Source organism: Candidatus Pelagibacter sp. HIMB1715, from assembly GCF_052047595.1.
GTDB lineage: Bacteria > Pseudomonadota > Alphaproteobacteria > Pelagibacterales > Pelagibacteraceae > Pelagibacter.
The window spans coordinates 16,462-31,001 of record NZ_JBNAJY010000018.1 but is presented as its reverse complement, the minus strand read 5'-3'; the positions used below and the strand labels follow the sequence as shown (position 1 = coordinate 31,001).

The following is a 14,540-nucleotide window of genomic DNA, read 5'->3' as shown; positions in this document are numbered from 1 at the left end:
GCTGACTTTCAAATTGAAATTCCAAAAATTTATAAGAATATAGCTCGAAAGTTAATGATAAAAGATAAAAAATATGTTGGCTTTTCTATTACTGCAGGTCATCCTTCAAGAAATAAAGAATTTAATATTGATGAAATTATTAAAGTAGCAAATCACTATGGAAAAAAATTTATTCCAACATTTTTTATTGAGGAAAAATACGATAACTTAAAAAATATACTCAAAAAAAAAATTAGTAATATTTACTTTCCAGAAGAAATTATAAATGAAAAATATAAAAATCCTATGATTGTCACAGCTCTTGGCGAATTAACAGAATTTAATATCACCATAGATAATGGGATTTCACATATGTTATCTTTTTCAAATAATAAAAATTTTATTTTCTATAATGAAAACTCTGAAAAATTTAAACCTTTATCTAAATTAAGTGTAATTTATGATTGTAAATTAAACTCAACAAAAATTAATTTTTTAAAAGCAAATAAAATAATTGAGTTTATTGATCAAAACTAAATTAAACTTTTAATTTTTTTGTAGGCATCATTGATTTTGGATGAGTCTTGACCACCTGCTTGAGCAAAGTCTTTTCTTCCACCTCCACCTTTGCCTCCTATTACTTCTGAACCTACTTTTACAAATTGTACTGCATCAAATTTTTCAGTTAGTTTTTCTGTGACACCTACAGCAATACCAACTTTGTCATCTTTGCTTGCAAAAACTATTACAATACCTTCACCTAATTCTTTTTTACCTTTGTCTACAAGTTTTCTTAATTCTTTAGGTGGAAGATCTTCAACATTTTGAAACCTTACTTTCACCCCGTTAACATCTTGATCATTAACTTTATTTTTGGATTGATCTTGTAATATTGAATTGACTGATAAAGTTTCCAATTGTTTATTTAAATTTTTGATTAAAACTTTTTTATCACTTTCATCTAAATTAGGCTTTCCACCTAAATCTGAGATTTGCTTACTCAATTCATTGATTTGTTCATCGTCTTTTTCAGATGATAAGTTTAACATTTTCTCTTTGTTTTTTAGGTAGTCCTCTAGTTGCTTATCTCTTAAAGCCTCCACTCTTCTTACCCCTGCAGCAATTGAGGATTGACTAATAATCTTAAATTTACCAATATCACCAGTGTTTTTTACATGGGTTCCACCGCATAATTCAGTTGAAAAATATTTTTCTCCTTCATCCCCCATTGATAACACTCTTACTTCATCTCCATATTTCTCACCAAATAGTGCTAAAGCTCCGTTATCAACTGCCTCTTTTGGTGTCATTATTCTTGTAGTTACATCTGATTGTTTAGAAATCATATCATTTACATGACTTTCTATTTTTACCATCTCATCATCTGAAATTGGCTTCATATGACTAAAATCAAATCTTAATCTTTCTGGCTCAACAAGAGATCCCTTTTGAGTAACGTGCGGACCTAAAACTCGTCTTAAAGACTCATGTAATAAATGAGTTGCTGAATGATATGCTCTTGTATCATTTCTTTTCTCAATATTAATTTTCATTTCAACATCTTGCTCTAATTTTATTGAACCTTTTTTGACTTTTCCGTAATGAACAAATAGATCTCCCAATTTCTTTTGAACATCTGTTACTTCAAATTCAAATTCATCCTTAATAATCATTCCTGTGTCCCCAACTTGACCTCCAGATTCAGCATAAAATGGGGTTTGATTAACAACAATGATACCCTCATCTCCAGCATTTAAAGTATCAACCTCTTTATGGTTTTTAAGAAGAGATTTTATCACTCCTTGTGCTTGATCATTTTCATACCCTAAAAATTCTGTAGCCCCATGTTTTTCTTTTACACCATACCAAACTTGCTCAACTGCACTATCTCCAGATCCTTTCCAATTTTTTCTTGCGAGCTCAATACTCTCTCTCATCAACTCGCCAAATCTTTCTTTATCAAATTCTAAAGATTTTGATTTTAAAATATCTTCTGTAAGATCAATCGGAAAACCATAAGTTTCATAAAGTTTAAAGGCAATGTCACCTGGTAAAACTTTATCTATTTTAGAAATTTCATCATTTAAAATTTTAATTCCTCTATCTAAAAGAACTAAAAATTTTTCTTCTTCCATCTTTAAAGTTTCTTTAATCAAAGACTCTGCTCTTTTTAGTTCAGGATAATTTCCTGACATTTCATTTAACAATGTATCAAACAATTTAGAAAAAACTGGATCCTTAGCTCCTAACAAATGAGAGTGCCTCATTCCTCTTCGCATAATTCTTCGAAGCACATACCCTCTTCCTTCGTTAGATGGTAACACTCCTTCAGCAATTAAAAATGAACTTGCTCTTAAGTGATCAGCAATAACTCTAAAACTTGATAGATTTGATTTATCAGATTTGATTTTAATTATATCTGAAGCAGAATTGATTATTTTTTTAAAGTGATCTGTTTCATAATTATCATGAGTGCCTTGAAGCAAAGCAGCAATCCTCTCTAAACCCATCCCTGTATCAACAGATGGTTTTGGAAGATTTATTCTTTTATCTTTTGTAACTTGTTCAAATTGCATAAAGACCAAGTTCCAAATTTCAATAAACCTGTCACCATCTTCATCTTTTGTACCAGGTAATCCACCATGTAAATGATCACCATGATCAAAAAAGATTTCTGAACAAGGTCCACATGGCCCTGTTTCTCCCATTGACCAAAAGTTATCTGAAGTTGCTATTCTAATAATTCTATCATCACTAAAACCTGCTATTTTCTTCCAAAAATTGAAGGCTTCATCATCTTCATGAAATACAGTTACATAAAGTCTATTTTTATCTATTCCAAAATCTTTAGTAATTAAATTCCAAGCATAATCAATTGCTTGTTCTTTAAAATAATCTCCAAATGAAAAGTTTCCTAACATCTCAAAGAAAGTATGATGTCGAGGTGTGTAACCTACATTTTCTAAATCATTGTGTTTACCACCAGCTCTTACACATTTTTGTGAAGTAGTTGCTCTAACATAATCTCTTTTTTCTAAACCTGTGAAAACGTTCTTGAACTGAACCATTCCAGAGTTAGCAAACATCAATGTTGGATCATTATTTGGAACCAAATTACTAGATTCCACAATCTGGTGATCGTTCTTTTCAAAATACTTTAGGAAGGTATTTCTAATTTCATTGAGAGTTTTGTCTGCCATATTTTTAAAATACAGCTTTTTTATTTTATGTCTAGATGCAGTACGGGAAAAAAGGCGCTTAAATTAAGCGCCTTTTATTAATAAAGATGACCTATTAATTCTTTTTAGATGGAGGAGTAGCTTCAGCTTTTGCTTCTTCTTCTTTTTCAGCTACTTTCTTTTCTTTTTCCAATTTTTCAGGATCTATTGGGTTTCCTTCTATTTTTTTAGAAATAACACCAGCTTTTTCCCTAATTGCCATTTCTATTTCTGCAGCAACTTTAGGATTTTGAGCTAGATAAGTCTTAGCATTCTCTCTACCTTGACCAATCTTCTCTCCTTTATAAGCATACCAAGCTCCTGATTTTTCAATAATATCTGCTTTGGAACCAAGATCGACCAATTCACCCATCTTGCTAATTCCTCTTCCGTACATCAAATCAAATTCAACTACTTTAAATGGTGGAGCTACTTTATTTTTAACTACCTTCACTCTTGTAGAGTTACCAATAATTTCGTCTTTATCTTTGATAGCACCAATTCTTCTAATATCCATTCTAACTGATGAATAAAACTTAAGTGCGTTACCACCTGATGTAGTTTCTGGACTTCCAAACATAACTCCAATTTTCATTCTGATTTGGTTGATGAAAATCATCATTGTGTTTGTATTTGAAATTGAGCTTGTTAATTTTCTTAAAGCCTGACTCATTAATCTTGATTGAAGACCAACATGATGATCTCCCATCTCTCCCTCGATCTCAGCTTTTGGTGTTAAAGCTGCAACAGAGTCGATTACAATAACTGAAATAGAGCCTGATTTTACTAGCGTATCAGCAATTTCTAATGCTTGTTCACCAGCATCTGGCTGTGAGATCAAAAGTTCTTCAGTATTTACACCTAATTTTTTTGCATAAACTGGATCTAGAGCATGCTCTGCATCAACGAATGCACAAATTCCACCAGCTTTTTGAGCTTCGGCAACAACTTGTAATGCCAATGTAGTTTTTCCAGATGACTCTGGTCCATAAACTTCAATAATTCTTCCTTTTGGCAATCCGCCTATACCTAAAGCTAAATCAAGACTTAAAGAACCTGTTGAAACAGACTCAATATCCATAGCTCTCTTTTGGCCAAGCTTCATCACAGAGCCTTTTCCAAAATTATCTGTAATTTGAGCTATTGCAGCATCTAATGCTTTGTTCTTTTCTTTAATATCCATTTCTTGATCTTTAGTAGATTTAACTACTTTTAGGTTACTTTTCGTCATTTTTTGCCTCTTTTTTTACGTTTTTTAACAGTCGAATCATGATTTAAATGTACACATTTTGTTCTCATTGGCAAGATCTTTGTTTTTAATGATTAAAAAAGACTGAATTACTTAAGATTTAAATAGTCGCTATTTAAAAGCCCTACTGATTTTAAAACTCTATATTGAGCTAACAAGTAACTTCTTTCGGCTTCAGCAAGATTAATTTTTGCGTTTATTAAATTTGATCTAGATTGAAGAACATCAAAGGTAGATCTTCCAGATCCACTTTCATATTCAAAGCTAATTCCTTCAGTTGCGACTTCTGAAGCTTTAACTTGTGATTGTACAGCTTGTAAAAAACTTCTTGATGACTGTAAAGTTGACCAAGAAGATGTCACTGACTGTGTATTATTTTTTTGAGCGTTCTCTAATAACAGTCTCTTCATACCTTTGGCTTGAAGATTTTTGCTTACATTAGATTTATTTTTTCCACCAAATTGAAAAGGCCATGAAACAGTTGCTTGTAAGACATCTTTTTCTCTTTCATCATAAGTTGCACTTAAATCATCAGTGTAAGTTCTCTCTAATGAAATTTTTGCTGTAGGCGAAAGATCAGATCTTGCAATTTTTACATCTAGTTCTGATTGTCCATATTCTATTTCAGCAATAATTAATTCAGGACTTTTCTCTAAAGATATTTTTTTAGCTTCACTTAAATTTTTAGGGATTGTTACTTGTGCATTGTATATTTTTTTCAATTTTGCTTCTTCTGCAATAGTACCAATTACATTTTCATAATTTAATTTACTAGTTACTATATTATTTTGAGCTTCAATATACCTTGCTTGTGCTCCAGCGAGAGAGGATTGTGATTGCGCTAAATCAGATGCTGTAATTTGCCCCCTACTTAATCTTGCATTATCTAATTCAAATTGTCTTTGAAGTAAGTTTACGTTTTCTTCATTAATATTTAATTTTTCATAAGCTAAAATTAATCCTGTGTATGCTTCAATAGCTCTTAAGAATATTTCTTGTTCTTTTTGTATTAATTTTGCTTCTGTTAAATTTAACCCTAACTTACTTTTTTCATATTCTGTCTTTCGTCCACTTCCATCAAGTAATGTTTGTTCAAGTTTAATTGAAGCTGATCCTGTATTTACATCTGTAACTGATGCATCTGCACCAGCTTGTGTAGTAATTTCATTTGTTTCCTCAAAATTTTTTTTACCTGTAAGAGTTAAAGTAGGCAATAAATCACTTCTAGACATATTGATTACTTCTTGCTGGATTTCTAAATTTTTTCTCTCTGCTTGAAGTTCAAGATTATTATCAAATGTTTGTTTAAGCGCTTCCTTTAAAGTTGCTGAAAATGCACTTAATGGAAAAACTAATGTACAAAAAATAATTATTAAAAACTTTTTCATTTATTATATTTTATTGTTTTAATTTGATGGTTACTATTTAAATTTAAGATAATTGTAGAATATTTTGGTGCAAATTTAAACATGTTCTGTGTAATTCTTTGGTAAGTTTGCATAAAATTAATAACATCTCCCTTACTCATTATTTTATGACTAGATTTATTTTTAGTATTTAACCACAACTTATGCTCTTGTTTTAGTCTCCATTTCTGAAGCAAACTAAAATTTTTAGCTTTTAAATAAATCAGACAATTTAATTGAGAATATAGTTTTTTATATTTTGTCTTTAATTGCTCATTTACATATTTTCTCCAAATAAGTTTTTGGTCTTTAATTCTTTCAAGAGAATTAATTGGTTTTTTAAGTGTTTTGTTAACTTCTGCTCTTGCACCAACACACCAGCCCTCAAATATAATTACATCTGGCTGCTCTTTAATATTATACCAATTTTTTTGAGGAGATCGGTCATCAACTGCCTTGTTAAAACTTGGTAACTTAATTGTTTTAAAGTTTTTACTTTTTGATCTTTTAAAGAAATCCAACATAATTTTTACATCATGTGTTCCTGGCACTCCTCTTGTCATCAACATAGAATGAACTTTATTAGACAAAACAGATCTTTCTTTTCTAGTTTTATAAAAATCATCAATGGAAATTTTAAATACTTTTAATTTGAAATATTTTTCTAATATTATTTTTATAATTGAACTTATTGTTGTCTTACCAGTTCCCTGTCCTCCTGCTAAACCAACAAAGTAAGGTTTTTTATTATTAGCTTTTTTTGCAATCCAAAAACACACTGGTATTAGAAAAGATTTAAGCATCTTATCTTTGTTGCTAAATTTTTCTTTTGAGGTTTCTTGTGATTTAATAAATTTTAGACAATCACTTTTAACTTTTTTAAAACACTCAGCAGTAGATTGCATTGAATTTTTATTTTTCTTGGTCCATTGGATGGTTGAGACCATCAAATTGAGCTATCTCTTTTATATCTTCAACTTTAACTTCATCAACACATCCTAAATTAAATCCAGTCATAGCTGGTGCACTTCTTGGATTGTGATGAGTGTAAATACCACACTCAGTGCAAAAATAATGTTTAGCAACTTTTGTATGATATTGATAAAGTTTTATTTTATCTTCACCTTTTGTAAGTTTAAAATCTTCATTTTTAACCATACCCATTGTTGCATTTTTTCTTTTGCAAATTGAACAATTACATCTGACAATCTTTGCTAATTCATTAACTGTAGAATTAATTTCAGCTTCTACAGATCCACAATGACAACTTAATTTCATATATCTCCTTAATTTAAGTTAAAATACTTTTTGCTGCAATCTTATTTCCATCTAAATCACGAACGTATGCATAATAATTTCCATCTTTTCTAACACCTGGTCCACCCTCATCTGTTGCTCCTTTTGATATTGCAACTTCATAAAATTTATCCACTGCTTCTTTAGTGTCAGCTAATAAAGTAGTTTGTGAACCATTTCCAAAAGTTGCAGGTTCACCATTTACAGGATGCGTTACATAAAATTGAACTTTATCTGGATCACTTGAATGAGCGTAACCCAAATACTTTTCTGTTTTTAAAATTCTTTTTAATTTTAAAGGTTCAAAAACAGCATCATAAAAGTCACCTGACTTTTGGTGATCATTAGAACCAACCATTACAAAATCTAAAATGTTCATAACCAAACTCAGAATTTATATATTTAAATAACCAACTTAAACTATCTATGGTTGAAGTTATCCACAAGTCCACAATATGTGGATTGGATGTTCACGTTTTGATTCACTTTTGATTCAGTTACAGACTCAAAATACAACCTATTGAGTGTATTCCATAAATAGTCTATAAAGTAGAACAAAACAAGAACATGAAACTAACAATCCCTTATTATCTACATAAAGCAGGCGCTGGTTTTCCTTCTCCTGCAACAGATTATATCGAAGAAGATATCGATCTAAACATGCATTTAATAAGAAATGTTCCAGCAACTTTCATCATCAGAGTTCAAGGAAAATCAATGGTCGATGTTGGCATTAATGATGGAGATTTATTGGTGGTTGATAAAAGTTTAAAACCAAAAAATTTTTCAACTGTGATTGCAAACGTTCATGATGAACTTGTAGTTAAAACTTTAGTTCAAGAAAGAGATAAAAAATTTTTAACCTCTGGCTCTAAAGAGTTTTCTGACAGAATTTTAATTAATGAAGAACAAGATGTTTTTATTTGGGGAGTAGTTACTTATGTCATCCACTCAGTATACTAAAAAAATAGCACTCGTTGATTGCAATTCTTTTTATGTTTCTTGTGAAAGATTATTCAATCCTAAAATAAGAAAAAAACCTGTTGTCGTTTTATCTAATAATGACGGCTGTATCATTTCAAGATCGAATGAAGCAAAAGCTTTAGGAATTAAAATGGGTGAACCTTATTTTAAAGCAAAAGATATTATTGTTAAAAATAATGTAAATGTTTTTTCATCAAACTATTCTTTATATGGAGATTTATCTAGAAGAGTAATGCGAACTCTTAAAAGATTTAATTCAGAAATAGAAGTTTATTCAATTGATGAAGCCTTTTTAGATTTATCAAACTTTAAAGATCAGGATGTAGAAAAAGTTGGAAAAGAAATTAGAGAAACAGTTTTGCAATGGACTGGTATTCCAACCAGTATTGGGATCGCAAAAACAAAAACATTAAGTAAAGTTGCAAATCATATTGCAAAGAAAAAACAATCAGGTGTTACGAGTTTAATTGGAATAGATAATTTAGATCCCATTTTAGAAAAAGTTGAAATTAATGATGTCTGGGGTGTTGGTAGACAATTAACTAAGTTTTATCAAAAGCATGGAATTTATAATGCTAAACAATTAAAAAATAAATCTAACACATGGATAAAGAAAAGTTCCAATGTCTTAAGCTCAAGAACAGCAATGGAGCTTAGAGGAATTCCTTGTATTGATTTAGAAACAACTACTACCAAAAGAAAGAGTTGTGTTGTTTCAAGATCATTTGGAAAAAGAATTGAAACTTTTCAAGAATTAAAAGAAGCAGTTGCAAACTATTGTTTAAATGCATCTGAAAAAATTAGATCAGAGTCTCTAGTTGCAAAAGCAATTACTGTATTTGTAAGAACAAGCCCTTTTCATAGAAACTTTGGTTATTATTCAAATGCAAAGACAGTTGATTTTCCTATTGCAACAAACAATAGTATTGAAACAGTTAAAACTGCAGTTTCAATCCTTGAGAGCATATTTAAAAATGGTTACCGTTATCAAAAAGCAGGTGTGATGCTTACAGGGTTATCTAATGCAAGTGACAAAACAAATTTATTTACATCTGAAAAAGATGAGAAAATTAATAGCTTAATGCGATCAATTGATAATACTAATCACCGGTATGGAAGATCAACTTTAAGTGTTGCAAGTGCTGGTGTTCATAAAAAGTGGAATATGCGAAGGCAGTATTCTTCTAAAATAGATACTGCTGATTTTTATTGTTTACCAACGATTAGAGCTTAATTATTCTTATTAGTTTTTAATTAGTTTAAGTAATTTTTTTTTGCTATTTGTTCTGAATAAGTTGTCATAGTAAACAACTTGTGTTGGATATTCCCCATGTACTTCATCGTTCCATCTACTAATCCAACTATGATAAATTCCAAATTTGTTAAAAAATTTACCCCCAAAACCAGTTCTGCCTTCGTAATCATTATATAATTCATCGTTTACATACATTTTTACAAAACCTTTAAGAGGGTCTTTGGACATGTTTGTGTGAAAAATTAATGTAGTCCACTTTCCTCTCATATCATCAATCTTAAGATCTTTTTTTGCCCAACCTGGAGAATCCATTCCATTTACAGGAAAAAATCTTGGTTCTAAATTTCCATTTTTTACTCTTAACATCATTCTTGGATGTCTTTGTTCATCTTTTTTTCCCCATTCATAAATTTGAAAAAGTGAAGTGCTAACTGGTTCAACAGATTTAAAATCATTAGGCAAATAAATACTGACGGAAATCCATTTTTCTCCAGTATATCTCTTATCTGATGAATATTCACTTCTGGCTCTGTCTCCTCCACCATGACCAACAACAGCATCTTTACCATTATTTTGACAGTCTGAGTATTTACTTCCATCATTTCCACAATCTCTAGGTAACAAAGTAATCTTCCATGCTTTTTTTCCTAAAGCTGGTGAAGTTACAGTTTCTCTAAATTTTTTTAGTTTTTTATCTTTTGCAACACTTTTATTCCATTGAATATTTGTTATCTCTTTCCCAGTTACATTGTTGGAAAAACTTAATAAAAACAATAAAGGTAGTATTAATAATATTCTTTTCATATTTAATAAGGAACTTTCCAATTAGCTAAAATATTAAAATTTTTATCGGAAACAACTATTTCTCCTGAGCTAATAGATAGTAAACTTTTTTCAAACAAGGGGTTTATAACATTAAAATGACTAACAATTACTAGGTTTTTATTACTATCCCACTTTTCAATATATTTTCTTATTTTTTTTAATTGTTTTTTCTTTTTACTGACATTTCCTCTACCTATTGAAATAATCATTTTTGAAATTTCATAATTATTTGAAATTTCTTTAGCAGTCTTAAAACATCTACAATATATACTGGTTAATATTTTATCTATTTCTATATTATTATCTTTAAATATAGCTCCGATTACTTTTGCTTGAGCTAAACCTCTATCATCTAAATCTCTTTGAACAGAACAATCTTTTTTCTTTAAAGATCCACTGTAAAAATCATCAGGCTCGAACTTATTATTTACCCTTGGGGCATAAGCGTGTCTAATAAAAACTATGTTCCCACCTTTTTTTAATGTTGTTACTACTTCTTCCTCACTGCCAACTTTTAAAGCTAAAGCATTACTACAAAGTATTAATCCAAATAATATTAAAATTATTTTTTTCATTTTGAATATTTTATATTAATTTTTAAATATTAAATTTATTTTACAAAAGTATCATTAAATTGATTAGATACTCTTACAAAAGTTGTACATTTACTTAACTGTTTGAGTGATGGTGCTCCTACATAAGTACAGCTACTTCTAACACCACCAAGAATATTTAAAACTGTATCGTTTATTTTTCCTCTATATTTAACTCTAACTTTTCTTCCTTCACTACTTCTATAATCTGCTAATCCACCATAATGTTTTTTATTAGCAACTTCTGAGCTTGATCCATAGAATTCAATATATTTAGAGCCATTTACTTTTACTATTTTTCCTTTTCCTTCATCATGACCTGCCAACATTCCACCTAACATTACAAAGTCTGCACCACCACCAAAACCTTTTGCAACATCACCTGGACATGTGCATCCACCATCTGCAATTACATGCGCACCAAGTCCATGAGCTGCATCAGCACATTCAATCACAGCACTTAATTGTGGGTAACCTACTCCAGTTTGAATTCTAGTTGTACAAACACTTCCAGGTCCTATTCCAACTTTTACTATGTCGGCACCACTTAGGACTAATTCTTGCGTCATATCTGCAGTTACAACATTTCCTGCAATAATAGTTTTTGTAGGATATTTTTCTCTTACTGATTTGATAAAATTTGTGAAATGCTCTGAATAACCATTTGCAACATCAATACAAATAAATTTGAAAAAACTAAATTCCTTTAAAACTTTATCTAAGTTTTGAAAGTCTTCTTTTTTAATACCAACACTAAGTGCAATGTTTGGATAGATTTTTTTAATATTTTTGTTTTGTTTTATTTTTTTTACATCATGTTGTTTTGTTAAACATGTGATCATTTGATGATCATTTAATTTTTCGGCAATACTTAATTCACCAACACCATCCATGTTGGCAGCCATAATAGGAATTCCTGACCATTCGTTTTTGCTATATTTAAATCTGTAAGTTCTAAGAAGATTAACATCTTTCCGACTTTTTAATGTGCTTCTCTTGGGTCTGAATAAGACATCAGAGTAATCTAACTTAAGCTCTTCTTCAATTCTCATTAATCAAAAGGCTATAATTTCTAAAATACTATTTCAATTCAAATTACAGTCTGTGGATAAGTTTTTTATTAAGCTTTAAAAAGCTTATCAGACAAGTTTTGCAATTTATCTCCAAAGAAAACTTCTTTTTCAATTCGGTTAAAATCAAGATCAAATACTGCAGACATAGCAGATGCATAAACTGATCTTGCATCAATAGTAGCATTTAAATCTCTTCCTTGATAAAGCTCTTTTCTCTTTAACCCAGGCCAATCAGAATAAACTTGGCTTTTCTTTAGTAGTCCTCCAGCCATGAACAGAGCAGTACCATAACCATGTTCCGTTCCATTTCCTCCATTCTGAGCAATTGTCCTTCCAAATTCAGTCACAGTTAAAATGATTGTATCTTTGTATGATTCTTCAAGGTAAGTTTTTAAATATCTTATAATATCGTCCATCTCTACTAAACATCTGGTATGAGTACCATCCACTCCACCTTGAGCTGCATGTGTGTCAAATCCATTTACCTCAAAAACTGCAACGCTAGGTCCATCTGGTTTTTTTAAGTAGCCTGCAGCTTGCTGTGCTAAATTTCGATTATTTGTATTATCAGCATATGCATTATAATTCATCATTTCTTCAGCTTTTCTTTTTTTGATATAATTCATCATATCTAATAATTCTTCTTCAGAACTATCTGCATAAATAGACTTTAAAAGATCAAGAGTATCTTCACCAGGTAATTTACCACCTGAAGGGTAGTAATTATTATTTTTTGGAACACCTCTTAACAATAAAGGCATTGGTAAAGATAAAGATAACCCTTCTCCTTTAAGATTTGCAAGTTTCATTCCTCGTCCAAGCCATCCTGTTTTTTCTTGATAAGGGACTTTGCCTCCAGACTCCATTAAGTTTTGACCCTCAAAATGTGATCGGGCTGTATAAGGAATACTTGTTGCATGAATTATAGAACCTGTGTTTTCCTTCCAGCATTGATGAAAGGCATCTAATCGTGGATGTAATGCAAAATCTGAATTGAGTTTTATAGGGTTTTCTATTAAAATTTTCTTTCTACTTTTTTCGAAGTTTTTATCTCCAAGTACAGGTACAGCTGTGAGGCCATCCATTCCTCCTCTCAACATAATTACAATTAAATTTTTTTTTCTTGTTGATGAGGCAAATACTGGAAAATTAAAACCAGCTAAAAACAAAGTAGTTGCTGAACCTTTTAAAAAATCTCTCCTTGATATTTTCATGCTTTTAAGACCTCCGGTAAGTTGAATAAAATCATGTGTTTTTCCTCTTCATTTTTAGCCTTAGATAAAATTTTTAAAATTTTATCTGAATTGTCGAAATTATTTTTCACTATTTTTTCGTGAAGTGTTAAATCATATTTATCTTTAGAATTTAGTTTTCTGTAAGCTTTTTTTGCATACACTAATCTTCTTATTACTAACTCTGTTGACAACCAGTCTTTTTCAAAATCAGAATAACCATTTGGCTGTTTTTGTTTGTAAGGATGACAACCTATATCTTCCAACAACCAATCTGCAAAAGTTAAAGTGTTTGAAGGTACACGCCCTAATTTATAATTATCAATTATTCTCTCAGGTGTTGGGTAAGCATATGTTGCTCCAGACATATTAATTGTTGTGAGCCACCAATTTTCAGGATTTTGAAATTTTCTGTATTTGTCGTTATATTCAAATGCAACTTTAATTGCAGCTTTATGAACTTCAGGAAGAAATCCATCCGATTGTTCCCATGCCTTTACAACAGGTGCTATCATTTCTGGTGTCGGGTTATCAGTAATTAAATATCTACAAAGTTTAGTAGCAATAAACTTTCTACATGAGGGGTGTTTAACTAAATCTTTAATTGCAAGCTCTATTCCTTTTCTTCCACGCTTATATTCTTTTCCTAGAACAATTTTTTTTCCTGGTTCATGATATTTAGATATAAAACTAACATCATTTCCATTATCTTTTTTCTTTGTCCACTTTGGTCTCCAACCAGTCATAATTTTAGCGAGTTCTATAACATCTTCTTGATTGTAGCCCCCGTCTGGAGAAATTGTGTGAAGCTCCATTAACTCTCTAGCATGATTTTCATTTAAGGTTGCTGGTTCTTTTTTTCTTCTTCTCCAATCCTCCCTACCGCTCTCTGATTTTGGTCCTATATTTTCTTTATTATCTAAGTGCATTATCATTGGCCACGCAAGGGTAGCTTGAGTTGCCATCGTTTCAAAATTTTTGTCCATATTAGCTCTGATAAAATCTCTGTGGTAAGCACCGGTAGAAAATTCTGCTAATGATTGTGTGTCACTTATTGTGAAATGATTTGTCCAAAAATACCAGAGCTTTGCAAGAACTGGGTGAGTGCTTCTTACTCCCTCTGCATGTCTGATGCTAATTTCATTAGATGGCCAAAATTTTCGTCCAGTCTCCTGTCCTAATTTAACCTCAGCCCTTCTAAAGCCAACTGGGTCATCTTTAAATTCTTTTCTTAATCTTCCGTTTTCCTCAACCCTTTGCTTAATCCAATATTTTCTCATTTCTTTTTCAGTTGGAATACGTTTGCCCTTCCAACTAAATTCTGGGATTGTTTCAACTTGTTTTTGAGCCCAAACCAATGGATCTGATGGCTCTTTTTCATCAGGCTTTAAACCAAATGCAACTTTTCTAAAAAAGTTTTTCATTATGAA

General features: G+C 30.7%; 14 protein-coding genes. 3 read left to right on the top strand and 11 right to left on the bottom strand.

The window, feature by feature from the left end; all coding sequences use genetic code 11:
• A partial coding sequence (locus tag ACTTAY_RS05480) for a hypothetical protein (RefSeq protein ID WP_440672654.1) occupies positions 1-516 on the top strand: 516 nt, incomplete at its 5' end.
• Here the strand turns inward: ACTTAY_RS05480 and alaS are convergent.
• The 6 genes from alaS to ACTTAY_RS05450 all read right to left on the bottom strand — a co-directional run bounded on the left by alaS (position 513) and on the right by ACTTAY_RS05450 (position 7,527).
• Positions 513-3,179: an alanine--tRNA ligase gene (gene alaS / locus ACTTAY_RS05475; protein ID WP_440672653.1), complete on the bottom strand. Its 2,667-nt coding sequence runs from the start codon at positions 3,177-3,179 to the stop codon at positions 513-515. The two genes, ACTTAY_RS05480 and alaS, sit on opposite strands and share 4 nt — an antisense overlap.
• A gap of 94 nt (positions 3,180-3,273) precedes the next feature.
• On the bottom strand, positions 3,274-4,428 hold the full coding sequence (recA, locus tag ACTTAY_RS05470; protein ID WP_440613910.1) for a recombinase RecA: 1,155 nt from the start codon (positions 4,426-4,428) through the stop codon (positions 3,274-3,276).
• Between the two features lie 107 nt (positions 4,429-4,535).
• Complete coding sequence (locus tag ACTTAY_RS05465) at positions 4,536-5,834, bottom strand: TolC family protein (RefSeq protein ID WP_440672652.1); 1,299 nt, start codon at positions 5,832-5,834, stop codon at positions 4,536-4,538.
• Positions 5,831-6,799, bottom strand: coding sequence for a uridine kinase (locus ACTTAY_RS05460; RefSeq protein WP_440672651.1), 969 nt, complete (start codon positions 6,797-6,799; stop codon positions 5,831-5,833). The genes ACTTAY_RS05465 and ACTTAY_RS05460 overlap by 4 nt, the downstream gene beginning before the upstream one ends.
• The gene (locus tag ACTTAY_RS05455) at positions 6,765-7,130 is read right to left on the bottom strand and encodes a GFA family protein (RefSeq protein ID WP_262589637.1); all 366 of its coding nucleotides are present in this window, start codon (positions 7,128-7,130) and stop codon (positions 6,765-6,767) included. The genes ACTTAY_RS05460 and ACTTAY_RS05455 overlap by 35 nt, the downstream gene beginning before the upstream one ends.
• Positions 7,131-7,143: 13 nt before the next feature.
• Entirely contained in the window at positions 7,144-7,527 is a 384-nt protein-coding gene (locus ACTTAY_RS05450; protein ID WP_440651068.1) for a VOC family protein, read from the bottom strand.
• 188 nt (positions 7,528-7,715) lie between these two features.
• Here ACTTAY_RS05450 and ACTTAY_RS05445 point away from each other — a divergent pair, with 188 nt between their 5' ends.
• Positions 7,716-8,111 carry a LexA family protein gene (locus ACTTAY_RS05445; protein WP_075506508.1) on the top strand — a complete coding sequence of 132 codons (396 nt, stop codon included), beginning with the start codon at positions 7,716-7,718 and terminating at the stop codon, positions 8,109-8,111.
• Positions 8,089-9,366, top strand: coding sequence for a Y-family DNA polymerase (locus ACTTAY_RS05440; RefSeq protein WP_440618756.1), 1,278 nt, complete (start codon positions 8,089-8,091; stop codon positions 9,364-9,366). Before ACTTAY_RS05445 ends, ACTTAY_RS05440 begins: the two co-directional genes overlap by 23 nt.
• 9 nt (positions 9,367-9,375) lie before the next feature.
• On the opposite strand, the gene ACTTAY_RS05435 is transcribed toward ACTTAY_RS05440, so the two are convergent.
• From ACTTAY_RS05435 to ACTTAY_RS05415, 5 genes are all read right to left on the bottom strand, one after another.
• Positions 9,376-10,191 (bottom strand): heparin lyase I family protein, encoded by an 816-nt coding sequence (locus ACTTAY_RS05435; protein WP_440672650.1) that lies wholly within the window; start codon positions 10,189-10,191, stop codon positions 9,376-9,378.
• Positions 10,192-10,193: 2 nt separating this feature from the next.
• Complete coding sequence (locus ACTTAY_RS05430) at positions 10,194-10,787, bottom strand: histidine phosphatase family protein (protein ID WP_440672649.1); 594 nt, start codon at positions 10,785-10,787, stop codon at positions 10,194-10,196.
• A gap of 35 nt (positions 10,788-10,822) precedes the next feature.
• On the bottom strand, positions 10,823-11,857 hold the full coding sequence (locus tag ACTTAY_RS05425; protein ID WP_440613904.1) for a GMP reductase: 1,035 nt from the start codon (positions 11,855-11,857) through the stop codon (positions 10,823-10,825).
• A 68-nt stretch (positions 11,858-11,925) separates the two neighbouring features.
• A complete protein-coding gene (locus ACTTAY_RS05420; protein ID WP_440672648.1) occupies positions 11,926-13,092 on the bottom strand; it encodes a DUF1501 domain-containing protein in 1,167 nt (388 codons plus the stop codon).
• Positions 13,089-14,534, bottom strand: a complete 1,446-nt coding sequence (locus tag ACTTAY_RS05415) for a DUF1800 family protein (protein WP_440672647.1) — start codon at positions 14,532-14,534, stop codon at positions 13,089-13,091. Before ACTTAY_RS05415 ends, ACTTAY_RS05420 begins: the two co-directional genes overlap by 4 nt.
• Positions 14,535-14,540 lie beyond the last annotated feature (6 nt).